This is a genomic window from Desulfocicer niacini, from assembly GCF_054657595.1.
The window spans coordinates 37,393-59,891 of the sequence record NZ_BAAHYK010000040.1; the positions used below are offsets into that span (position 1 = coordinate 37,393).

Annotated in this window: 20 protein-coding genes; 4 read left to right on the forward strand and 16 right to left on the reverse strand. The window is 49.2% G+C overall.

Features of this window, described 5'->3' with window-relative positions:
* Positions 1-126: 126 nt before the first annotated feature.
* From ACYQ2M_RS18895 to ACYQ2M_RS18935, 9 genes are all read right to left on the reverse strand, one after another.
* Complete coding sequence (locus ACYQ2M_RS18895) at positions 127-609, reverse strand: hypothetical protein (protein WP_459917938.1); 483 nt, start codon at positions 607-609, stop codon at positions 127-129.
* On the reverse strand, positions 590-2,458 hold the full coding sequence (locus ACYQ2M_RS18900; protein WP_459917939.1) for a YgiQ family radical SAM protein: 1,869 nt from the start codon (positions 2,456-2,458) through the stop codon (positions 590-592). Before ACYQ2M_RS18900 ends, ACYQ2M_RS18895 begins: the two co-directional genes overlap by 20 nt.
* Entirely contained in the window at positions 2,458-2,988 is a 531-nt protein-coding gene (gene yjgA / locus ACYQ2M_RS18905; RefSeq protein ID WP_459917940.1) for a ribosome biogenesis factor YjgA, read from the reverse strand. Before yjgA ends, ACYQ2M_RS18900 begins: the two co-directional genes overlap by 1 nt.
* A gap of 291 nt (positions 2,989-3,279) precedes the next feature.
* Positions 3,280-4,053: a phosphoribosylformimino-5-aminoimidazole carboxamide ribotide isomerase gene (hisA, locus tag ACYQ2M_RS18910; RefSeq protein WP_459917941.1), complete on the reverse strand. Its 774-nt coding sequence runs from the start codon at positions 4,051-4,053 to the stop codon at positions 3,280-3,282.
* Between the two features lie 5 nt (positions 4,054-4,058).
* Positions 4,059-4,784, reverse strand: a complete 726-nt coding sequence (locus tag ACYQ2M_RS18915) for an ABC transporter ATP-binding protein (RefSeq protein ID WP_459917942.1) — start codon at positions 4,782-4,784, stop codon at positions 4,059-4,061.
* Positions 4,784-5,551: an ABC transporter ATP-binding protein gene (locus ACYQ2M_RS18920; RefSeq protein ID WP_459917943.1), complete on the reverse strand. Its 768-nt coding sequence runs from the start codon at positions 5,549-5,551 to the stop codon at positions 4,784-4,786. Before ACYQ2M_RS18920 ends, ACYQ2M_RS18915 begins: the two co-directional genes overlap by 1 nt.
* Before the next feature lie 182 nt (positions 5,552-5,733).
* Complete coding sequence (locus ACYQ2M_RS18925; RefSeq protein WP_459917944.1) at positions 5,734-6,810, reverse strand: branched-chain amino acid ABC transporter permease; 1,077 nt, start codon at positions 6,808-6,810, stop codon at positions 5,734-5,736.
* 9 nt (positions 6,811-6,819) lie between these two features.
* Positions 6,820-7,734, reverse strand: a complete 915-nt coding sequence (locus tag ACYQ2M_RS18930; RefSeq protein WP_459917945.1) for a branched-chain amino acid ABC transporter permease — start codon at positions 7,732-7,734, stop codon at positions 6,820-6,822.
* A gap of 295 nt (positions 7,735-8,029) precedes the next feature.
* On the reverse strand, positions 8,030-9,193 hold the full coding sequence (locus ACYQ2M_RS18935; protein WP_459917946.1) for an ABC transporter substrate-binding protein: 1,164 nt from the start codon (positions 9,191-9,193) through the stop codon (positions 8,030-8,032).
* Positions 9,194-9,487: 294 nt separating this feature from the next.
* Between ACYQ2M_RS18935 and nadE the strand changes: the two genes are divergently transcribed.
* The 4 genes from nadE to cobT all read left to right on the forward strand — a co-directional run bounded on the left by nadE (position 9,488) and on the right by cobT (position 14,832).
* Positions 9,488-10,489 carry an NAD(+) synthase gene (gene nadE / locus ACYQ2M_RS18940; protein ID WP_459917947.1) on the forward strand — a complete coding sequence of 334 codons (1,002 nt, stop codon included), beginning with the start codon at positions 9,488-9,490 and terminating at the stop codon, positions 10,487-10,489.
* A gap of 271 nt (positions 10,490-10,760) precedes the next feature.
* Entirely contained in the window at positions 10,761-11,864 is a 1,104-nt protein-coding gene (gene trpD, locus ACYQ2M_RS18945; protein WP_459917948.1) for an anthranilate phosphoribosyltransferase, read from the forward strand.
* A gap of 10 nt (positions 11,865-11,874) precedes the next feature.
* Entirely contained in the window at positions 11,875-12,117 is a 243-nt protein-coding gene (locus ACYQ2M_RS18950; RefSeq protein ID WP_459917949.1) for a hypothetical protein, read from the forward strand.
* Positions 12,118-12,591: 474 nt separating this feature from the next.
* Positions 12,592-14,832 carry a nicotinate-nucleotide--dimethylbenzimidazole phosphoribosyltransferase gene (gene cobT / locus ACYQ2M_RS18955; RefSeq protein WP_459917950.1) on the forward strand — a complete coding sequence of 747 codons (2,241 nt, stop codon included), beginning with the start codon at positions 12,592-12,594 and terminating at the stop codon, positions 14,830-14,832.
* Positions 14,833-14,918: 86 nt separating this feature from the next.
* On the opposite strand, the gene ACYQ2M_RS18960 is transcribed toward cobT, so the two are convergent.
* The 7 genes from ACYQ2M_RS18960 to ACYQ2M_RS18990 all read right to left on the reverse strand — a co-directional run bounded on the left by ACYQ2M_RS18960 (position 14,919) and on the right by ACYQ2M_RS18990 (position 22,268).
* A complete protein-coding gene (locus tag ACYQ2M_RS18960) occupies positions 14,919-17,699 on the reverse strand; it encodes a PAS domain S-box protein (protein WP_459917951.1) in 2,781 nt (926 codons plus the stop codon).
* Between the two features lie 29 nt (positions 17,700-17,728).
* Positions 17,729-18,508 carry a substrate-binding domain-containing protein gene (locus ACYQ2M_RS18965; RefSeq protein WP_459917952.1) on the reverse strand — a complete coding sequence of 260 codons (780 nt, stop codon included), beginning with the start codon at positions 18,506-18,508 and terminating at the stop codon, positions 17,729-17,731.
* 204 nt (positions 18,509-18,712) lie between these two features.
* Positions 18,713-19,450 carry a nitrite/sulfite reductase domain-containing protein gene (locus tag ACYQ2M_RS18970; protein WP_459917953.1) on the reverse strand — a complete coding sequence of 246 codons (738 nt, stop codon included), beginning with the start codon at positions 19,448-19,450 and terminating at the stop codon, positions 18,713-18,715.
* A gap of 163 nt (positions 19,451-19,613) precedes the next feature.
* Positions 19,614-20,153 carry an NUDIX hydrolase gene (locus ACYQ2M_RS18975; RefSeq protein WP_459917954.1) on the reverse strand — a complete coding sequence of 180 codons (540 nt, stop codon included), beginning with the start codon at positions 20,151-20,153 and terminating at the stop codon, positions 19,614-19,616.
* A gap of 145 nt (positions 20,154-20,298) precedes the next feature.
* On the reverse strand, positions 20,299-20,739 hold the full coding sequence (locus ACYQ2M_RS18980) for an ATP-binding protein (protein WP_459917955.1): 441 nt from the start codon (positions 20,737-20,739) through the stop codon (positions 20,299-20,301).
* Positions 20,740-20,743: 4 nt separating this feature from the next.
* Positions 20,744-21,865, reverse strand: a complete 1,122-nt coding sequence (locus tag ACYQ2M_RS18985) for a PP2C family protein-serine/threonine phosphatase (RefSeq protein WP_459917956.1) — start codon at positions 21,863-21,865, stop codon at positions 20,744-20,746.
* Between the two features lie 70 nt (positions 21,866-21,935).
* Positions 21,936-22,268, reverse strand: a complete 333-nt coding sequence (locus ACYQ2M_RS18990; protein WP_459917957.1) for an Hpt domain-containing protein — start codon at positions 22,266-22,268, stop codon at positions 21,936-21,938.
* Positions 22,269-22,499: the final 231 nt, after the last annotated feature.

Genomic DNA, 22,499 nt, shown 5'->3' on the forward strand with positions numbered 1-22,499 from the left:
CCTGGTCCATGGGGGAGTTCCCTTTAGTTGAAACGTGTCCGCAAAGGGCTGTTATTTTTTTGCATACTATACATGGATCATTTGCTGTTGCAAATACAAAACACAAAATAGCACTCTCTGAATGTGTCAGGATGTCTGTATTCCGGGTGATGCCGGGGTCAGTGGTTTTTCAATGGTGGACAGGGTTTGCCATTTCCCCTGACGATAGCGCAGCATGACCAGAAAGAATAGACCCACAAGATAAATGGTGATACAGCACCAGATAAAATATAGCCTCAGGTGCCAGTATGTGATGCCTGCCCACACTGGCAGAAACAGAAACAGGCTGCCCGTAATTACCATGGGCCACATGATATATTGAGAGTCCCCGGCCCCTTTGAGACCACCGGTGTACTGGGCAATGAAAACAGTGACATACCCGGCCACGCCCAGGAAAAAAGCGGTGAATAAAAAGGAGGTGATGCCAGCCGGGGTGGCGGCGGCCAGGCTATTTAGATCATAGTTGCCCAGAAATACCCGGTCAGTGAATTCCATCACCGTGGTGGCACCCATGCTCAGGACCAGAGAAAGGCTGATGGTGAGGATGTTTTTATACCGGCTTATGGCCATGGGGTTCTCTTGTCCGATGATTTTTGGGCTGTTTCTTTTTCTGTGGTCGGTGGTGGGGCATGGGAAAGATCCCTTTGGAAACCGTTCCCGGGGAGGGATATCCATGAAACTTCTTTTGCCGGGATGTTCCGGCAAAACCGGTGATCATTTTTTTTTGTCTTTCCTTTTCCAGGGGACTTTTTTCCACAAATATTTTCTGCCGGGAAAAGGGATGGATCCCCGTGGCATACATCAAGGTGGCATAGGTGGACGGGGTGGGCGTGAAAATCTGCACCTGTTCGGGACGGATACCAAGTTCCCGGCGTATGAACTGCTGGAGCTGCTCCATATGATTCCGTGTACAGCCCGGATGGGCCGCCATGAGATAATAGGTGAGAAATTGTTTTTTTCCGGCCTTTTTGGACAGGTGGTCAAATCTTTTTTTAAAATCCAGCAGTTCGTCGGTGTTCCCGGGTTTGCCCATGGCTGAAAGCACATCCATTTCCGTGTGTTCAGGGGCGATTTTCATCTGGCCGGACACATGGTCCTGGACAATCTGATCCAGGTATTGCTGCCCATGCTTTTTGTCTGCCAAGATAAGATCATACCGGATGCCCGAAGCAACAAACACCTTTTTTACTCCCTTGACAGCAGATATGCGTTTTAAAAGGGCCATCTGGGGGGAGTGGTCGGGCATCAGGGTTTTGCAGGTAGAAGGGAAGAGGCAGCGTTTGTCCCGACAGGGACCTTTTTCTATTTTCTTGCTGCACTCAAAGCCGTACATATTGGCCGTGGGTCCCCCCACATCGGAGATGATCCCCTTAAATGCCGGGTGGTTTGTCATCGTTTTCACTTCCCGCACAATGGACTCCTGGCTTCGCCACCGAACCGTTCTGCCCTCGTGGACGGCAATGGCGCAAAAATTACATTCGCCATAACACCCCCGGTGGGTGGCAATGGAAAAGCGGATGGTATCAAGGGCCTTTACCTGGCCCATTTTTGCGTAATAGGGGTGCAGATCTCTTTCGTATTCAAGGTCGTGGATGCGGTCCATTTCCGCTGTGTCCGGCACCGGGGCCGGGGGATTCTGGATCAGGTAGCGGGCATCCTGTTTCTGGATCAGGCCCTTGGCCGTGACGGCATCATTGTTGGTGTAAAAGTCGTGGAAGCTTTGAACCAAAGCGGTATTGTCTTTTTTCACCGTTTCAAAGGGGGGCAGTTCTGTGTAACCGCTAACCGGAGTTTTTGAAATATGGCAAAGCCCCCGGACGGATAATATTTCCTTTTGGAGTCTGGCAGGGCAGGGGGAGGCTGCATGCTGGGACAGAAGGCTTGCCAGGGCCACAACTGTCTTTTCCCCCATGCCGTAGATGAGGTAATCTGCCTTGGCATCAAAGAGAATGGAACGTCTGATCTTGTTACTCCAGAAATCATAGTGGGCCACTCTTCGAAGACTGGCTTCAATGCCTCCCAGCGCAATGGGAGAGGTATCTTTGAAATATTGCTTTACGAGGTTGGTATAGGCAATGACGGCCCGGTCGGGGCGACGGTTGTTGATGCCCCCCGGGGTGTAGTCGTCACTTTTCCTACGCTTCCGGGTGGCCGTGTAGTTGGATACCATGGAATCCACGGCCCCGGCGGTGATGCCCCAGAAAAGGCGCGGTTCCCCCAGGCGTGTGATATCCCCGGGGGATTCCATGTCCGGTTGGGCAATGATCCCCACACGAAATCCTTGTTTTTCCAGGGTTTTGCCAATGACGGCAGCCCCGATGAAGGGCGAATCAATGTAACTGTCGCCGGTAATAAGGATGACGTCAAGGCTCTGCCATCCCCGTTCCAGGCATTCTTTTTTTGTGGTGGGCAGAAACATCAGAGGGTGGGTTCCCCGGTGGGAGTTTCCATGATTTCACGGATGTACTGAAACAGTCCCCGGGCTGCCCTGGTTTTCTTTTTTGCGTCCTTTGCATTGACGGCATTGCGAATGAGCTGACCCAGTCGCTGGCGGTCGGTGTGGGGAAACGTGTCCATAAAAACATCCAGAGTCCGGGTGTCATCAGCCGTATCCGGGGATATCAGGTGGTCCCGCCAGGCTTCCATCTGTTGGAATTTATGTGCAGCCTGGGCCCGGTTCAGGGAAATATGCTCCACGGCGGCCTGGATGGGTTCCGGGTCAAGGTCACGCATGAGAGAGCCTATGTACTGAAGCTGTCGTCTTCTGGCTCCATGCCGGGTCATGGACTGTGCCTCAAGCACGGCATCTTTCAGTATGTCCGGGATGTCCAGAGTCTTGAGTTCTTTTTCCGGCAGGTCCACAAGCCGTACCCCGATTTCCTGAAGGGCCTCGGCATTTTTTTTCTGTTTTGTCTTGCTCAGTTCTTCCATGGCCTCTTTGTTTTCCATTTTTTTTATATAAAACTCCGTCCAAGGTGCTGCAATGATTAGAGTTTCAACTTTCGTTGTGGCAGGTGTTTACTGCCATGTATGTTATATGAAAAGGTAGCCTTCAAGTCTACCTCAGCAGAGCCCCTCCCCCGATGGGCAATAGGAACCGGACAATCGAGCTGTCTACAGTTCCGGTCCGGGCGGCATATTGCCATTTTCATTCTTTGGGCTTGCTCACAACATAACCTGACCCCGTTGGCCTATCAATTGTGACGGATGGCCCATATTATGACCAAGCCCCATTCTTTGTTATGTAACTGCCTTGCAGGCATGGTGCCATGCCACCACGGCATCATAGGAAATGGTGCCGCCGAAAATATCCAGGGCACTGCCGATGGTGAGGTCCACCCGATTTTTTCCCAGTTTTTTAACAAGATCAAGATCGGAAAAACTGCTGGCCCCCCCCGCATAGGTGGCTGGAATGGGCGAATGGTTTCCCAGTATCTCAACAAGTTCTGTCTGGATGCCCGCCATTTTGCCCTCCACATCCACTCCGTGGATCAGAAATTCATCGCAATATGCTGACAGAAAAACAAGGGTTTCTTCGGTGACGGCCACCTGGGTGAAGGTCTGCCAGCGGTCAGTGACGATGAAAAAGTCTTTGCCTTTTTTACGGCAGCTCAAGTCCAGCACCAATCGCTTTCCCCCCACGGCTTTCACCAGGTTTTTCAGCTTATCCATGTCAATGGCACCCTTGGAAAACACATGGGAGGTGACAATGACATGGCTGGCTCCGGCATCAAGATAGGTCCGGGCATTTTCCGAAGTGATGCCACCCCCCACCTGGAGGCCGCCGGGAAAGGCTTTCAGTGCCGACAGGGCCGCCGCCTCATTGCCCGGCCCCAAAGAGATGACATGCCCTCCGAACAACTGGTCTTTCTTGTATCTGGCGGCAAATGCCACCGGGGTTTTGTGTGTCTCAAAATTGGTGACCGGGGCATTGCCCTGATTGTCGTCAAGGGTTCCTCCAACAATTTGCACCACTTTGCCGTTTTTAAGATCTATGCATGGTCTGAATTTCATGAATATTATCCGCCCAGGTATGCTTTTTTTACATCGGGGTTGTCCAACAGATCCGTTGCAGACCCACTTGCCACAATTTCTCCGGTGTCAAGGACATATCCCCGGTGGGCAAACTTTAAAGCCAGGTTGGCGTTCTGTTCAATGAGAAGGATGGTCATTCCCTCTTCATTGAGGGTCTTTAAAACCCTGAACATATCATACATGAGAAGCGGAGACAATCCCATGGAGGGTTCATCCAGCAGAATGAAATCACAGGCTGTCATGATGGCCCGGCTCACGGAAAGCATCTGCTGCTCGCCGCCGCTTAAGGTTTCACTCCGCTGGTAGCGCCGTTCCGCCATTTTGGGAAACAGATCGTAGACCCGGTCATAGTCTTTTTTTCTGGAGGCGTCATCCTTTCGGGAGTAGGTGGCAAGTTTTAAATTTTCCTCCACGGTGAGATTGCCGAAAATATGGCGGCCTTCGGGGGCAAGGGCAATGTGATAATCGGACACAATGGTGTGGGCTGGGATATTGAGGATGCTTTGTCCGTTATATAAAATCTCCCCGCCGGATACCTTGGAGCCCTCGGGGGGCGGTACCCGGGTGATGGCATGCAGGGTGGTGGTTTTACCGGCACCATTGGAGCCGATGAGGGTCACAATTTCGCCTCTGTCAACGGTGAAGGAGATGCCGTGCAGGGCTTCGATATTGCCGTATTTAACATATAGATCTTTGATTTCAAGTAACATCAGATATTATCATCCCCCAGATATGCTTTGATTACCGCTGGGTTATTCTGTATTTCTTCCGGCGTTCCCTGGGCAATGGTTTGGCCGAAATCAATGACCTGTATCCATGAGCAAAGGGACATGACAACGGCCATCTGATGTTCGATCATCCAGATGGCAATATCAAATTCCTTGTGAATCCAGGCAATGAGTTTAATAAGATCCTGGACGTCCGATGAGTTGAGACCGGCGGCGGGCTCATCGAGCAGCAGCAGGTCCGGTTTCACGGACAGTGCCCTGGCAATTTCAATTTTGCGTTGGATGCCATAGGGCAGGTTTCCCGGCCTTTCGTCCTTGAATTGAACCAGATTTAGCTGTTCAAGAAGGTCCATGGCAATTGTTCTCATGCGCTGTTCATTTTCCATGTAACGTCGGTTGCGTACAAAGGAATCAAACAGGGTGTAGCCCAGATTGTGGTGTTGGGATATGAGAATATTGTCAAGCAGAGACATGTCATGCCACAGGCGGATGTTCTGAAAAGTCCTGGCAATGCCCATGCCCGTCACCACGTGGGGCTTTAAGCCATTGATGGTGTTGCCTTTAAAACTGAGATCACCCTGGGTGGGGGTGTAAAAACCGGATACAATATTGAAAACTGTGGTTTTACCGGCACCATTTGGGCCGATGAGCCCCATGAGTTCATTTCCCTCAAAGTTTGTTGAAAAATCGGATACAGCGGTTAACCCTCCGAACTTCTGGGTCAGACCATCTATTTTAAGCAAAGACATAAATCATTTCTCCGTTGTGATGTCTTTTTTGGAGTAAATATTCGGCTTGGTACTGTAAATGTTTGGGCAGTGCCCCATATTCGCCTATTGGGGGCTGCGTAGCATACTAATGCTATGTGAACAGACCAAAATAGGTGAAGATGGGGTGCTGACCGAATATTTACTTTCTGGATGCATGCTCTTTATTTAAAGACATAGAATCGTTTGAGTTTTGGGAAAAAGTCGGATAATTCACGATTACCCATGATCCCTTCGGGTCTGAACTGCATGAGAATAACCAGAATCAGGGGAATAATTACCCATTTTAATACCTGGCTCAAATGAAAGGTATCCGGAATAAGGGGCAGATAGTGAATAAGGGTATCGGCCGCTGGGATTATGAAGCGCAGGCCTTCAATGAGCAGGGTAAAGAGGATGGCGGCGATGATGGATCCGCTCAGAGATCCCATCCCCCCCATGTACACCATGACCAGACATTCCGTGGATTTTAAAATACCAAAGGAGTTGGGGTTGATGTATCCCAGAATATGGGCAAAAAGGCCCCCGGCAATGCCAGCAAGACCCGAGGAGAGCATAAAGGCCACAAGCTTCATCTTGTTGGTGTTGACGCTCATGATCTCAGCGGCAATCTCATCCTGATGGATGGCGATGATGCCCTTGCCATAGGTGGAAGTGACAAATCGACGGATGATGAAAACGGTGAGATAGGTGAACGTAAATACCCAGATGAGCATCCAGGGAATAAAGGCAACATCCTCCATGGCAAACACGATCTGTTTCATGCCCATGAGTCCCCTGGCACCGCCGATGACATCCATGTTGATAAAGAGACTCACGATGATGAAATTGGCGGCAAGGGTGATGATGGCCAGGTAATCATCCCTTGTTTTAAACGAGGGCACAGCCACGATGAGTCCGGTGAAGGCAGCAGCAATCCCCCCCAGTATGAGGGTCACCGGAAAAAAATACAGTGTAAGATCCGGTGATAGAAGAGGTGCACCAAAGGTTTTACTTTTGGTGAACAACATGATGTTTAAAACAGATGTGACATAGGCACCCACGGCCATGAATCCGGCATGACCGCAGGCAAATTCCCCCATGTAGCCGTTGATGATGTTAAAGCTTGAGGAGAGTATAATATTGACCCCGATGAACATGATCACCGTCTGTATGTAAAGATCCAGCAGCTCAAAATGTGCCGCCAGCACAGTTCCCACGGCAAGGAGGAGCAGCAGGAGAGGTATGGACAACTTTTTCATGTGAAAACCCTATATTTTGGTTGATTTTGCAATGCCGAAAAGACCAGTGGGTTTGACCACCAGGATCATGAGCAGTATGGAAAAAGCAATGAGATCCCGGAAAGTGGATGGAAACACCGCCACGGCCAAAATTTCCACAATGCCAAGGAGGAACCCACCCACAAAGGCACCTTTGATGTCACCTATTCCCCCCACCACCGCTGCAATAAAGGCTTTCCATCCGATGAGCGCCCCCATGAACGGGTCCAGCACCGGATAGGACATGGCAAAGAGAATACCGGCAAGACCGGCCAGGGATGAGCCCAGAACAAAGGTCACCACGATGATGGTATCTATGGGAATTCCCATGAGGGGAATTGCAAATTTGTCGTAGGAGATGGCCCGCATGGCCATGCCAATTTTGGTTTTGGTGATAAAGGCATTGAGAATAAAAAAAACAATGATGGATGACAGGACCACCCCGATTTTCAGGTTGGTCATGCTCACCGGACCAAATTTATAGATTACCTTATCGATGAGTTCGGGAAAGCTTTTGCGGCTGGCACCAAGGAAGGCCAGGTTGCCGTTTTCAAGGATCAATCCGCACATCAGGGCAGTGATGACAACATAAAGCCGGTTGGCCCCCTTTCGTCTCAGGGGGCGGTAGGCGATGCGCTCCAGGGTCACCCCGCAGATGGACGTCAGAACCATGGTAAGTGGGATGACAAGGGCAAGGGTGGTACCCCCGGAAAGGGCAAGATCTCCTTTAAAAAAGAAAACCGAAAGGAAAAACGCAATGTAGGCCCCTACCATGAATATATCCCCATGGGCAAAGTTGATTAGGCGCAATACCCCGTAGACAAGGGTGTAGCCAAGGGCGATGAGGGAATAAAAACTGCCCCATTGCAATGCATTAAATAGGTTTTGAAAAATACTGTCAAACACGAGAATATCCTCAATATACAGCATGTGCCGGTTGATGGCATTCTAAGATGATATCAGCCGGCACACGGGTTATGGACGCAATTTTCCGGGGGCGACGGTCCCCGTTTGATGTAACGCGATGGCACTTTTTTAAAGTCGTTCGGTTAAGTTTGACTGGGACGGGTATTGGCATAAGGGCACTGCCGGGCAGTACCAGATGTTTTACATGTCCGGCCGGAAAACGCCTGCAGCGTTAAGGTGCAGGCATTAAACGTTCACCTGGGAAAATTGTTTGAATGTTCCATCATGGATGGGGTTATGGGCAAACGGATTCGGTGAATTCAAATTCACCGGCGTCACTGATTTTAACCACCACGGCACATTTAATGGGATCTCCTTGGGCGTCAAACTTCATATTACCGGTGATCCCTTTTACCTCCTTGATGGCGGCAATGCCGTCCCGGAGATTCTGTCGGTCTTTTCTGAGGTTGCCGGTGATTTTACCGGCATTCTGAATACCTGCCAGCACCACATGAATGGCATCCCAGGTCAGGGCAGCCACATCTGCGGGCTGATATCCATAAAGGGCGGTGTATTTGTCTATAAAATCTTTTGTGGCACCGGTGGCACCGGCTGCGGCGTAATGGGTGGAGAAGTAGTGACCTTTGCAGTCGTCTCCGCAAAGGTTCATCAGCTCTGAGTTCCCCCAGGCATCGGCACCCATGAAAGGTCCTGTCCAGCCAAGGTCATGGGCCTGTTTGATGATGAGAGCCACTTCGTTGTAGTTGTTGGGCAGAAAGATAAAATCGGGTTTTGCCGAAAGGATCTTGGTGAGCTGGGCACTGAAATCCTGGTCTTTGTCTCCATAACTTTCAAAGGCTACAACGGCTCCTTCGCCCTTTTTTTTATTAAAATCGGCCTGGAAGATTTCAGCAAGGTTTTTGCTGTAATCATTGGCCAAGGCATACAGAACCGCCGCTTTTTGGGCTTTAAAGGTCTTGATTGCAAAATCCGTGGCCACGGGACCCTGGAAGGGGTCAAGAAAGGCGGCCCGGAATACCCAGGGACGATCTTTGGTGGTGTCGGGGTTGGTGGACCAGGGAGAGATCATGGGAGTACGGTTGTCATTGCATACTTGACCTGCCGGTACGGCCTGTTTGCTGGAGTTGGGTCCCACAATGGCAAGGACCTTGTCTCTTTCTATGAGTTTTAATGCAGCGGTTACGGCAGATTCAGCCTTGGATTCGTTGTCTTCATAAACAAATTCCAACATGTATTTTTCGCTGCCCACTTCAAGGCCGCCCTGGGCATTGATTTCATTTAAAAGCATCTCTCCGGCATACTTGGATTCTTCGCCGACCTTGGGAATTTCTCCGGTCAGGGGAATGTTGAAACCAATTTTAATGCTCTGCGCAGATACCATGGGTACAAGTGCAAACATGATGGCCACAAGACATAAAGAACTGAAAATCTTTTTCACGAACAGTCTCCTTAATTTATCATGGTTGGAAATAATGAATCGCTACATGCCCCATTGTTTCATGTCCACACATATAGACCACTGCTTGGCGTTCATGTTCATGGGAGGCGTAAAAAAATGCATTGAATTAAAAAAAGTAGCATCAACCTGAGAGAAGATCAAGTCAAATTTTTTGATACTTATCGTTTTAAATGAAACATGTTGCTTTTGGATAAGAAATCTATTAATTCATAAGTATTATGGTCAATTCAATGTTAAAAGTTTTTATACACTACTTGCTGGAGGATTAGGCACATGACACAGACTGAGGTTCTGCACGAGTTGCTTCAATTTGACAAGAGTAAAGAGGTACAAAAAATAGTAGATGGAATTCGTTTGCATTTGCGAAAGAATCTGAAACGCCGTGGACTTGTGGTGGCCGTTTCCGGCGGTATTGACAGTTCCGTATCCGCAGCATTGAGCGCAATGGCGGTTGGTCCGGAAAAAGTTCTGGGCCTGCTGCTTCCCGAGCGAGATTCCTCAGGGGAAAGCTCTCGTCTGGGAAACATGCTTCTCAAGCACTTGGGGATTGATTCTCTTGAAATCAATATCAGTGCGACACTTGAAGCCATTGGATGTTATATGTGGAGAGATGATGCTGTTCGCGAGATTTTCCCCGATTATGGTGATGGATGGAAAAGTAAGATTACCATTGCAGGGGGAGGGGATGGGGGTATCAATTATTTTCATCTCATTGTCAGGGCACCCGATGGAACCATCTCTAAAAAACGTATGGAGTTGAAACAATATCTTCAGATTGTTGCGGCAACCAATTTCAAACAACGCATCCGCAAAACGCTTGAGTATTTTCATGCCGATCGTTTGAATTATGCGGTGGTGGGCACGCCTAACCGCATGGAGTATGATCAGGGATTTTTTGTTAAAAATGGAGATGGATCCTCAGATATTAAGCCCATTGCCCATCTTTACAAAACCCAGGTGTATGAGCTGGCCCGGTATTTGGAGCTTCCTCAAGAGATTTGCAGTACCACTCCCACCACAGACACTTTCAGTCTGTCCCAGGGGCAAGATGAGTTTTATTATGGACTTCCCTTTGAAAAAATGGATCTTGCCCTGTGGGCTTATAATCACGATATTTATGCAGATGAACTGGCGAAACTAATTCATGTGACCGAGGATGTTGCCGGATTTGTGTTAAAGGATATAGAACGGAAACGCCGGACCACCGCCATGCTCCACTGGCCAGGCCTGCTGATTGAGCCGGTGGAAGGCCCCGTCACTGCGCCCCCTGTATAATATTTGATTTGAAAATTGCCATCGGGTATGATCATAAAACGACTTTTAGTCGTCACGCTTGGTGGATCAACGGGGTCCGTCTTTATGTTGTTGGACGCCGATGGTGCTATTTGGGCTTTTGGCTGCTTGGGGTTTAATAGAATATCCGGGGGAAGTCTGTAAAAAATGCTTGACTAAAGGGCAAAAATCTAAATAAGTGTAGGACCTTTTATCCCAGCTTTTTTAACACAACGCACAGACTATACAGGATTAGACTTCCACAGGAGTTCATATGCAGGACCTGGAATTAAACAGAAATTTCGGTGCGCTTATTACGCGCCTTATCAGTCGAGAAGCCCTTGACAGAGACGAGGCAAAAAATGCCTTTCATCATATGTTGAATAATGAAGTGACTGCCATGCAGCAGGGCGCTTTTCTGGCAGCCCTTACAGCCAAAGGAGAAACCGCCGATGAGGTTGCGGGTTCCTGGCAGGCCATCTATGATCTGGATACCAACAAGGTGGAACTCAATGGAAGCCAACCGGTTGTGGAAAACAGCGGTACCGGCATGGACACCTTCAAGACCTTTAACATCAGCACGGCTGCATCCATTATTGCTGCGTCCGGCGGTGTTAGAATGGCACGTCATGGTGCCCGGGCCATTACCTCCCGGTGCGGCACCGTGGATATGGCAGAAGCCCTGGGGGTGGATGTGGAGTGCAATGTGGATGTGGTGGCACGCAGTATTGAAACAGCGGGGTTAGGTCTCTTTAATGGCATGAGTTCCCAGATACATCCCATGGCCCTTGGCAGAATTCTTTCCCAGATTTACTTTGGTTCCACCCTGAACATCGCCGCTTCCCTTGCAAACCCGGCCATGCCGGACCGCGCGGTGCGGGGGGTGTACGCAAAGGAGATGATTCTGCCGGTGATTGAGGTGATGCAGGCCATAGGATTTAAACGGGCCATGGTGATTTACGGCGGCATTGACGGCTCTGCCAGGGGCATGGATGAAGCCTCTGTGTGCGGTACCACCTGGTGTGCAGAGCTTTCCGAAACCGGGGGAATTTCCCAATATGCCTTGACACCCGGGGCGTTTTCCCTGGACACCTATGATCCCGCAGAACTGGCACCCGAGGGAAATATCAACAATGAACCTGCCCGATTTGTAAACCTGATCCGGGGGCGGGAAAAGGGGGCAAGGTACGATGCCGCAATTTTGAATGCCGCATTGATTTTTTACGTGGCCGGCAAGGCCAATACCATTGAGGCTGGCCTGGAGATTGCTGCCGGAGCATTGGATGGCAATGGAGCCTATGAGGCTTTGCAGAACTGGGTGGCATCCCAGAACAATGAACCGGAACAGGGCCTGAAAAAGCTCGAAGCCCTTCTGTAAGGATATCATTATGCCCCAGCATGGTGTTTTAAATCAGGGATATTGCATGGAAACCCAGTTGTTGATCATTAAAACCGAAATAGACTATATTCGGGTAAAAGACGATGTCTATATTACCTGCAAACTTGATAAAGCGTCTGTTTTTCCCATGGAAAAACTTGAAACTGTCAAGGCCCATGTGGCAACCATGGAAAAAAAACAGGGATGGCATGGCACCATTTCCCGGCTGATCCTCAGGGAAGAACCTTTATAAAAAGCAGATGACTGGGCAGCCGGTCACAACGAATAATGGGTCGTAGACGCGGAGCCAAATGGTATTATGCCGCCGGGGGCTCTGCTGTCGGCATTTTCATATAACCCGCATGTTCTGGCGGACACAACGAGTATTGAAAATGGTAAATGGCATTATGCCGCCCCTCCCCCGACGGGCAATGGTCCCGGACCGGAACTGTAGACAGCTCGATTGTCCGGTTCCTATTGCCCATCGGGGGAGGGGCTCAGCTGAGGTAGACTTGAAAGCGACCTTTTCATATAAACATACATGGCAGTAAACACCTGCCACAACGAAAGTTGAAACTCTCATCATTGCAGCATCTTGGACGGAGTTTCATATAAAACCCACATGGCTGTAAACATCAGCCACAACAAAAAAAGAAACTCTTATGATTTCAGATATTTAGGCGGAGTTTTATATAAAAATAATAAAATAAGGACAGAAGAAAAACATATGAGAAAACTGATTCTCAGGGGACTCAGACGTCTTGAATATATGGATCTTTTTGAAGATGACATCTCAACGGATCTGCCTGTTTTCAAGGTCCGGTGCTGCGCTGTGTGCAGAACCGATGCAAAAATGTGGAGCCAGGGCCACCGGGACCTTCATCTTCCCCGGGTACCTGGCCATGAGATGGTGCTTGAGGATGATGCGGGAAATCGTTTTGCCGTGTGGCCGGGAACGAGCTGTGGCCATTGCCGTTATTGTGTGTCCGGTCGTGAAAATTTGTGTGAGGACATGAAGATTATGGGATTTCACACCGATGGCGGTTTTGCCGAACAGATAAGGGTGCCCCCGTCAAGTCTGGTCCCCCTGCCCCATGGCATTTCAGATCCCATTGCCTGCTTTGCCGAACCTGTGGGGTGTGTATTTAACCTTCTGGATAAAGTTAAGCCTGTGGCCGGGGAACGGGTGATCATCTATGGGGGCGGCACCATGGGGCTTGTTGCTGCACTGGCATTCATGGATGTGGGAGCCCAGGTCCTTGTCATTGAAAAAAGTGAAGAAAAAAGATTGAAGATCGCTCCTTTTCTGTCTGCCACCGGTATCGCCTGCCTCAAGGACACCGTGGAAAGTGAGTTTGATGTGGTGGTCAATGCCTGTGCCGATTTCATGGCCTTTGCCCTGGGTATTGTCAAGGCCGGTAAGGCCGGGCGAATGTGCTTTTTCAGCGGTATTACCAAGAATGAACATCTTGAAACCAATTTGATCAATGCCCTTCATTATAAAGAGCTTGTGGTGGCAGGGGCCTATGGTCTGACCCGGCAGAATATGGTGGACGGGCTGCCCTTCATGGAAAAATATCAGTCCTGCCTGGCCCTGCTGGTGGAAGGATGTGTGTCCCCTGAATGTATTCCCAGGGTCATGGAAAACGTGATATCCGGTGAGGATCTCAAATATATTATGGATTTTACCGGCACTTGCCTGACCCCGACCCCCGGTTGTCATAGCAAGGATGCCTGGATGGGGGTTGAAGCTGCTGGCGATCACACCATAAAAAGCCATGACGGGCTGAAGGCGCAAGTTCCGGACCCCACATGTTCCGGGGTGGGGTGGGGTGCTGTCACCCATGGAGAAGGGGCCAGCAGGGCCACGGAAAAAACACTTGCTGATGCCGGGGATATCCATGGGCGGGAAGCTTTCTGCCGGGAGGTTATTGAAGGTGTCGTGCCCGTGGATCAGACCTTTCTGGCCGCAGCCCAGGCAAAAATGGATAATAAGACAAAACCCCTGGGTGCCTTGGGTACTCTGGAGCAGCTATCCGTGCAGATGAGCCTGATCCAGAAGACCCTCCATCCGCTCATTCGCCGCAAGTCATTGTTTGTGTTTGCAGCAGATCATGGCATCACCGAAGAGGGGGTATCCGCCTATCCCCGGGAGGTGACCGGGCAGATGGTTAAAAATTTTCTCCAGGGCGGGGCTGCCATCAATGTATTGTGCCGCCATCATCACATTGACATGAAAATTGTGGACATGGGGGTGGACGGTGATTTTGATCCCCACCCCGATCTTATCATAAAAAAGGTGCGAAGGGGGACCCGCAATTTTGTCCTGGAACCGGCCATGACCCGCCGGGAGATGTTCACGGCCCTGGCTTACGGCATGGGGGTGTTCCTGGACAGTCACAGGGTCGCCCCCGTGGACATTGTGGGCCTGGGGGAGATGGGCATCGGCAATACCACATCGGCATCGGCCCTTATTTCAACCATCTGCGGCATTACGCCGGCCCAGGCAACCGGCCGGGGCACCGGTGTGGACAACAAAGGATTGAGTCATAAAACCCAAGTCATTGAAAAGGCCCTTTTGTTCCAGAAGCCGGATCCCCGAAACGGATTTGAAATGCTGGAAAAGGTGGGTGGATATGAAATTGCAGGAATTGCCGGTGCCGTGCTTGCTGCGGCATCCGTGGGATGCGCTGTGGTCCTTGACGGGGTGATTTCCACCGCCGCCGGGCTTGTGGCCTTTGTTATTAATCCGGATATTCGTGGCTACCTGATTTCCGGTCATAAATCCGTTGAGGCTGCCCAGAAATCGGCCCTGGAATATATGGATATTGTCTCCGTCATTGATTTTAAAATGCGTCTTGGTGAAGGAACCGGTGCGGCCCTGACCATGGACACCGCCGAGGCTGCCTGTAAGATCATGTGCGAGATGGCCTCCTTTGACGATGCCGGGGTGTCGGGGAAGCTTTAAAAGCTTTAAGCACCAGGGGAACCCGGGTACCCACTCTTGGCCCCCCTGCCGGACGTGGCGCCCTTGCGATCAGCACGGGGATGTATTTAAAAGGCCTCGGGGAAGACAGAGCAGATTTTTTCCTGGAGAATTTCCCGTTTCAGGGGTTTGGACAGATAGTCATTGCACCCTGCACGGATATATTTTTCCCTGTCTCCCACAATGGCATTGGCGGTGAGTGCAATGACCATGAGGTCTTTCAACTCCGGGGTACTGCGAATGGCGGCAATGGTTTCCATGCCGTCCATGACCGGCATGTGCATGTCCAGAAGCACCAGGTCATAGGCTTGTGTTTTTAGCCGTTCCATGGCAATTTCACCGTTTTCAGCACTGTCATGGGCAATACCCATGCGTTTGAGCATGGCAGTTACGATTTTTAAATTAAAGGCATTGTCCTCCACCACCAGTATCCGGATTGTTTTTTGGGGCATAAAACTGTTTGTAACCTGTTCAACAGGCTCGGAAGAGACCAGCTCCACCGGGTTCACCACTTCCAGGGGTAGATGAATGGCAAAACATGATCCTTTATCTGCTTCACTGGTGACCTCAATGTACCCGTCCATTAATTTCACCAGGGAGGAGGAGATGGCAAGCCCCAGACCGGTGCCGCCATATTGTCTCATCGTTGAGCTGTCTGCCTGGCGAAAGGATTCAAAAATGTGGTTGATACTGTCTTTGGGAATGCCCACACCTGTATCTTCCACCTTCAGGATGAAATGGCTGTCTTTATATGCGGCGTGGATGTGTATGGACCCCTTGTGGGTGAACTTGATGGCGTTTCCCAGAAGATTGATCATGAGCTGATGAATTCTGAGTTCATCGCCCATGGCATATTCGGGCATGTTTTCTTCCACATTTAAAATAAGATCCAGGGATTTTTCCTTTGCCTTGAATACAAACAGGCTGTGTACCTGGCTCAAGAGCGCCTTGATAGACAACGGCAGGTGTTCCAGTTCTATTTTACCGGCTTCTATTTTGGAAAAATCCAGGATGTCGTTTATAAGCTGCAGCAGATTGTGGGCCGATTCGGAAACGATTTGGAGTTTCTCTTTTTTGTTCTGCTGGGTTTCTTCGGTCAACAGCAGATCGGTGAATCCCATGATGGCGTTCATGGGGGTTCTAATTTCGTGGCTCATGGTGGCAAGAAATTCCGATTTGGCCTTATTGGCATTTTCTGCGGCGGTCTTGGCCTCAATCATGGCGAGTTCCGCCTGTTTTCTGGCAGAAAGATCCATGAACGCCTCCAGAAGCACCCGCTCTCCTTTCAGCTTTATGGGAATCACACTTTTTAAAATAGGTATGGTGGTGCCGTCTTTTTTAATGGCATATTTTTCTTCCAGGATCACCCTGGGTTTCTGTCCCTCAAAGATGGGGCATTCCCCGGAAACCACCGTGCAGTAGTTGTCGTGGCATACCCGGTTTTTCAGCAGGCGTTCCGCCTCGTTGGGGGCATATCCCAGTATGCGTTCCGCCTCGGCATTGACCTGGAGAATGTGTTTTTCGGTGTCAACGATGACTACTCCCACTGGCAGGTTGGAAAATATTTCCTGGAACACTTCATTGGCCTCTTCATAGGATTTGAGAAGGTTTGTTTTTTCCGTCATATCCTCTTTAATGGCCAGAAACCGGTTGATGCTTCCGTCTTCATCCTCCAGGGGAATGATGGTGGCACTCTCCCAGAACAGTTCTCCGTTTTTTCTGCGGTTCTGTATTTCATTGTTCCATATTTTACCATAAAGCAGGGTGTTCCACATGTTTTCATAAAAAGCGTTGTCATACCGCCCTGATTTCATGATCCGGGTGGACTGACCGATGGCCTCGGCGGCGGAATACCCCGAAATCTTTTCAAAGGCCTGGTTGACATACTCAATGGTGGCGTTTTTGTCGGTGATGATAAAGGTAAGGGGGCTTAACTTGATGGCGGACAGCAATTGTCTGTTTTTGGCTTCGGCAATTTTCCGCTGGCGCAGAATCCGGGTGATTTTGAACAGGATCATAACCATCATGGCCACCACAAACAGCTGAATCATCACGAAAAACAGGTTCCTGATCTTCTGGAATTCGTTTTTTTGAATATTCCTTTCCTTTATGAGCTGTGCCAGGGTGCGGTTGGTGTCATGCAGTATTTTATTGGCATCTTCCCGACAGCGCTGAAACAGGGTTTCTGCCTCCTGGGCAGTGGTTTTGACGCGATGGTCAAGGGCGGTGCTCCCTCCCTGGACCGGATTTGGGTGATTCAAAAGGGATGAAATGGTGGATAAAATGGTTTCAAGTTCGTTGAGTTTAGGTGAGATATTAATGACTTCAACAGAAATTGCTTCCGGTGCTTCCCTTGTGTAAGAAATGACCTCCTGGAACCGGTCTGTCCGGTTCAGGTTTACCTGGATGGTTTCAATGAACTGTCCCCCCTTCTGGAGGAGTATAAGTAATTTTTTCAATGAGGTAATGTAGGTGGCTGACTGGCTGGAAAGATTTCTGCGGGAATGGCTGTTGTCTGAGAGCAGGATCTGTCTGAAGTTCAGCTCCAGAAATATCAATTTTTGCTGAATCAATGCCCCGATGTGCTGCTTGGCTCGCTGGTTTTCAACAATCTGATTCTGGTGTTCCAGTTTGTTTAAAAGAATATTTTCCACCAGAATCTGGGCAGTGGAGCCCAGGACCAAAATGACCACAAAATAGATGAGCAGTCGGGCAATGGGTTCTGAAAAAAAAGTTTTAACACGGGGGGCATAGCGTTGCATATCAGCATATCCGGTGTTGAAAAACGGTTGGACAAAGGCAGATGCCATGGATCCTAAGAGTGTCTGAAAGACCCTGAACGCCAGCATGGCCCTGATCAAAAAACGGTATTTTTCGCTTAAAAATTTAATCCATATTTTTTGAAAATAGCCCGACCCTGTTCCGATGCGGCCAGTGCCATGAATTTGCGGGCAATTTCCTGGTTTTCAGAGAATTTTAAAAGACCCAGAATTAATGATTTGGGTGCTGCATAACGGGGATCAATACCAATGGTATCCATGAATGGTCTGTTTTCATCCCAGGTGGCCACGGCATACCAGTTTATGACCAGATCGGCTTTTTTTTCCCTCAGTGCCCGGGCCAGATCCTTGGAATCGGTGGTCAGATGCATGGTATTGGCCAGGACCTGATCGTAAATTCCCTTCTGGGTAAAAATTTTCCGGGTTTCCCTGCCAATGCTGCCACTGCCAGCATTGCCAATGACCACAGCATATTCCAGTCGGGTAAAGTTTTCAAGGTCTGAAGAGATCTGTTTGGGATTCCCTTTTTGAACCATGATGGCGGCCCGGTTCTGCCCCACCAAAACCTGGTCCAGAATCAGTCCGGGATGCTCTTTTTCTATGGTCTGGTAATAGCGTTCTGATCCTGGCAGATAGAGATCTCCCTTGCTGTTGAAAACAATGGATTTGAGCAGGTTGCCGGAACCTCCCTTGGTGATGATGATCTTGATGTTCTCCCGGGACTCAATGATTTCGGCAATGTCCATCATGGGCTTGATCATGGTGATACCACAGAAAATGAGCATGGTTTTGGGCGGAGGGGCTGGTTTTTCCGGCTGGCATGCGGGCAGAAAAAGAGCCCATAAAAAAAATAGGGAGATGACAGCAGTTTTTTTCATCTTAGAGATTCCTGTACCATGGAACTGAAAACCGTCAAAGGGCCCCCGGGGTTAGATGCCCGGGGGCTGGAAGATTGGATTTTAATTTTTATTTAACATAAGGAACGGATTGCTGTCGGTCCCGGGCGGTGGATGGCACTGGGGGACCTCACAATGAATGCAGAGAAACAGCGTCTGAGATGCAGGCTACTGGGGTGAAAAAGATTATTCGGCCAGAAGGGCTGTTTTCATGGCATCCAGGCCCAGTCGGTCAATCATTTTGCCGATTCGTTCCCCTTTTTTACCGTTTTCCTTGTAATAGGCCACCACTTTTTCAATGAGGTTCAGTGCCGTCTGGCTGTCCAGCCCTTCGGCAAACACCTCGGCAAGCCGGGGACGGGAAGCCCCGTTTCCCCCCACCATGAGGGTCCAGCCGGATTTTTTTCCCATGAGTGAAATATCTTTGATGCAGTTTTCGGCACATTGATTGGTGCAGCCGCTGACGCCCATTTTTGTTTTGCTGGGCAGTTCCATGCCATGGTAAATTTCATCGAGTTTCATGCCCATGCCAAGGCTGTCCTGCTGTCCCAGTTTGCAAAAGGTGGTGCCGGGGCAGGCTTTGATGCTTCTTACACACAGGCCAACGGCGTGGCCAAGGTTCAACGACAGATCATTCCAGGCATTGTCAATGTCTGATTCCTGTAGCCCCACAATGGCAATGCGTGAAGCACTGGTTACTTTGACTGCCGCTGCCTTGTATTTGTCGGCAACGTCTGCAATGGTTCTGAGTTGTTCGGGGGTGACTACCCCACAGGGCAGGTGGGGGGCAATGGCGTAGGTTTTTTTGTCTCGCTGGGGTACAGCGCCTTTTTCACCAATCTTGAGCATGGTATCATCCTTTATTTTTTTATCTGAAAAAGCAGTTGCTGGGTGCTGTGCCATTAATACCAATGGCTTGTTCATTATTTATTGTGTCCATCAGGACATGACGTTTGTAAAAATAATAATTTTTGCATATTACGTCTGCCAAACCTATAATATTAAACAAAAAGTATCCGTGATGTCAAGGGGCTATCCATGGCCAGGTTGGCCGATTTTAGAACCTACCCGGCCTGTCATTCCATCCTCAAACTGGAAGAATTGTTTTTATTTTAAATGATCCGGGCGGTTGGCTTCTGTCTTCAAAAAAGTCTTCAAGGGTTTTGCGGATGACTGAAAAGGCAATGTTATCCCAGGGAATGTTTTCCTTTGAAAACAGGGCCACATGGGTGCTTTCCGATGTGGGACCAAATTCCTTTGAGAGGAGCTCTGCCCTGAACATCAGATACATTTGGTTGACATGGGGAATATTGAATAGTCGACATGGACCGGTGATGTTCACCCGTGCCCGGGTTTCTTCCAGGGTTTCCCTGGCAGCACCTTCCTCCACGGTTTCACCATTTTCGAGATAACCGGCGGGCAGGGTCCATTTGCCCTTTCCCGGTTCAATATTACGTCTGCACATGAGTACCTGCTCACCCCACTGGGGAATGCATCCCACGACCATCTTAGGATTAAGGTAGTGGATGAATCCGCATCGTGTACAAATGGCCCTCACGTGTTCATCATCTTCGGGGATAGCCTGCTCCATGGTGCCGCCACAGCTGCTGCAGAAATTTATTTCCATTTATCCTTCCTTACGGGGTTTATTATATATTTGTGAGTCTGAAAGGGGGGCATTTTGGATTATTGATCCCATTTTCCCACCAATGATTGGTTGGCAGATGTTATATATGATAAGCGCCCTCTTTTTTATGGGCCCATTCTCATTTTTATTCAATGTTGAGCTGCTTTTGAATGGTCAGATGATTTCCCTTGGCATTGTATTTTGCCAGGGAGCAATACTGCCGTATAATAAAAATGCCTCTGCCGCTTTCTGCGTAATCATCGGGTAGATCATGGCCCATTTCATACCATTTAAATCCGTCACCCTGGTCTTCTATTTCCATGAGAATGGTGTCTGGCTGACAAACCCTGATGGTGAAATGAACCAGTTTGTCCGGGGAACATTCGTTTCCGTGCTTTACCGCATTCATAAGGCCTTCGCGCATGAGCAGATTGATTTCAAATTCATGCCGAAAGGCAGGGATGCTCTGAGATAGAAATGTAAGGGCATACCGGCAGGTCCTGTCAACATTTTTCAGTGTGGAACTGAAGATGATATTCAGATGGTTTTTTTCCTGGAATGTATTGAATATGGGTTCATTTGCCATGGGTTTACACCTCCACGCTGATCAGCAGAATATCATCTTCGGGAACGGCGGTATCATTAAAAATTTTTCCCACCAGATATCTAGGCATGTCTTCAATGGGTAGATGGGGGGCTTGCTTGAAAAGGGGTAAAAGGGTGTCTGCCCCACGGCACCAGGTGATTTTGTGTTTTACAGATTCAACCAGGCCGTCGGTGTACATGAATAAGCGATCCCCGGGACTTACCTTGAACTGCATTATGCCAAAAGTGGCATCGGTGAAAATCCCCAGGATGTCCCCGTCTATTTTGATGAGGTGGGGTTCCCCAGATGCAGGCATGAAGATCACCGGCAGATGCCCGGCATTGATGATGGTGGCAAGCCCCGTGATTCGGTTTATGAGAAGGTAGCAGGCCGTGAGATATTTTTCTTCGGGCAGCAGTTCCACCAGCACATCATTGATGATCTTCATGCTTTCAGACGGCTTGTAAACCGGGGTGAAGTTTTGGGTGAGCAAGGCCTTGAGCGAGTAAGTCATGTAGCTGGTTTCAATGCCGTGTCCGGAAAAATCGGCAATGAAATAGCCTTTGATGTTCTCTGCAACGTCGATGATATCATAAAAATCCCCCCCGGCTTCTTCCATGGTTTTGTAAAAAATGCCAAAGGCGGCATCCGGGTGGGTTTTAGGTGTGGGTAACAAAGATGCCTGGGCCCGGGAGACCTGTCGGAGACGGTCTGCCTGGGCGGTGATGAGGGAATTGCCCGCAATGGAAAGTTTCAGATGAAGGCGAATTCTTGCGATGACCTCCAGGGGATGAAAAGGTTTGGTGATATAATCCACTGCACCCAGTTGAAAGCCCTTCAATTTGGATGTCACAGAATGGGATGCCGTGAGAAAAATGACAGGAATGGTCGTGGTGGAGGGGTCTTTTTTTAAAGATCGGATAACTTCAAACCCGTCTTCACCTGGCATTTTAATGTCCAGTAAAATCAGATCCGGTTGCTGTGCCTTGGCAAGATGTCTTCCCAGGGGGCCGTTTTCGGCACTCAATACTCTATAGCCTTCCTTGGAAAGGGTTTTTTCAATAATTCTGAGATTCAGGGGATGATCATCAATGGTCAGGATGGTCAGGGGGTGTGTGGTAAACATATTTGGATTTCTTTGACATGATGATCTGGTCTCTTTTTCGGTCATTTCCAGAGCAACGGGTACCACGGCATCAGCCCAGAAGGCTGTTTGAAATGGTGTTTAATGTCTTTTTAATGGTCTCAATGTGGGGGCTCAAGTTATCAATATCATTGGACCGGGCTGACGTTTCAATGGTTTCCGCACAATGTGCAAGGTCCATGAAGCCCAGATTGCCGGCAGCCCCTTTAATGGAATGGGCAGCGTTTTTTACCTGGTCCGGGTTCTGGTTTGCAATTCCCTGTTCAAGCTGTTCCATGTCGGACAGAGAGACCGTTACCAGTAACTGGGCCACCTCTTTAAATTCGTCTTCGTCAAAGCCCAGATTTGAAGCCATGGTACCGAAATCAATGGTTTCTTTATTCATAATGACATCCTGTAGTTCAATATGTTCGTCATGGGTATATCTGGTATTAATGGTTCAAGTATTGCGCCCGGAATGATAAAATCATTTCCTCTTCAGATTTTTTGGGGTAATTATAATTGAAATGTCTGTTTTGAGCAAATATTTTTATATGAAAAGGTAGCCTTCAAGTCTACCTCGGCAGAGCCCCTCCCCCGATGGGCAATAGGAACCGGACAATCGAGCTGTCTACAG

What these genes read in the sequence shown, in the direction of transcription:
- ACYQ2M_RS18900 (WP_459917939.1), bottom strand. Translation starts at nt 2,458, where the DNA reads ATGTTTCTGCCCACCACAAAAAAAGAATGCCTGGAACGGGGATGGCAG.
- ACYQ2M_RS18990 (WP_459917957.1), bottom strand. Translation starts at nt 22,268, where the DNA reads ATGAATAAAGAAACCATTGATTTCGGTACCATGGCTTCAAATCTGGGC.
- ACYQ2M_RS18985 (WP_459917956.1), bottom strand. Translation starts at nt 21,865, where the DNA reads ATGTTTACCACACACCCCCTGACCATCCTGACCATTGATGATCATCCC.
- ACYQ2M_RS18950 (WP_459917949.1), top strand. Translation starts at nt 11,875, where the DNA reads ATGCCCCAGCATGGTGTTTTAAATCAGGGATATTGCATGGAAACCCAG.
- ACYQ2M_RS18970 (WP_459917953.1), bottom strand. Translation starts at nt 19,450, where the DNA reads ATGAACAAGCCATTGGTATTAATGGCACAGCACCCAGCAACTGCTTTT.
- ACYQ2M_RS18960 (WP_459917951.1), bottom strand. Translation starts at nt 17,699, where the DNA reads ATGCTGGCGTTCAGGGTCTTTCAGACACTCTTAGGATCCATGGCATCT.
- ACYQ2M_RS18895 (WP_459917938.1), bottom strand. Translation starts at nt 609, where the DNA reads ATGGCCATAAGCCGGTATAAAAACATCCTCACCATCAGCCTTTCTCTG.
- trpD (WP_459917948.1), top strand. Translation starts at nt 10,761, where the DNA reads ATGCAGGACCTGGAATTAAACAGAAATTTCGGTGCGCTTATTACGCGC.
- ACYQ2M_RS18920 (WP_459917943.1), bottom strand. Translation starts at nt 5,551, where the DNA reads ATGTCTTTGCTTAAAATAGATGGTCTGACCCAGAAGTTCGGAGGGTTA.
- ACYQ2M_RS18980 (WP_459917955.1), bottom strand. Translation starts at nt 20,739, where the DNA reads ATGGCAAATGAACCCATATTCAATACATTCCAGGAAAAAAACCATCTG.
- ACYQ2M_RS18925 (WP_459917944.1), bottom strand. Translation starts at nt 6,810, where the DNA reads ATGAAAAAGTTGTCCATACCTCTCCTGCTGCTCCTCCTTGCCGTGGGA.
- hisA (WP_459917941.1), bottom strand. Translation starts at nt 4,053, where the DNA reads ATGAAATTCAGACCATGCATAGATCTTAAAAACGGCAAAGTGGTGCAA.
- yjgA (WP_459917940.1), bottom strand. Translation starts at nt 2,988, where the DNA reads ATGGAAAACAAAGAGGCCATGGAAGAACTGAGCAAGACAAAACAGAAA.
- cobT (WP_459917950.1), top strand. Translation starts at nt 12,592, where the DNA reads ATGAGAAAACTGATTCTCAGGGGACTCAGACGTCTTGAATATATGGAT.
- ACYQ2M_RS18915 (WP_459917942.1), bottom strand. Translation starts at nt 4,784, where the DNA reads ATGTTACTTGAAATCAAAGATCTATATGTTAAATACGGCAATATCGAA.
- nadE (WP_459917947.1), top strand. Translation starts at nt 9,488, where the DNA reads ATGACACAGACTGAGGTTCTGCACGAGTTGCTTCAATTTGACAAGAGT.
- ACYQ2M_RS18965 (WP_459917952.1), bottom strand. Translation starts at nt 18,508, where the DNA reads ATGAAAAAAACTGCTGTCATCTCCCTATTTTTTTTATGGGCTCTTTTT.
- ACYQ2M_RS18975 (WP_459917954.1), bottom strand. Translation starts at nt 20,153, where the DNA reads ATGGAAATAAATTTCTGCAGCAGCTGTGGCGGCACCATGGAGCAGGCT.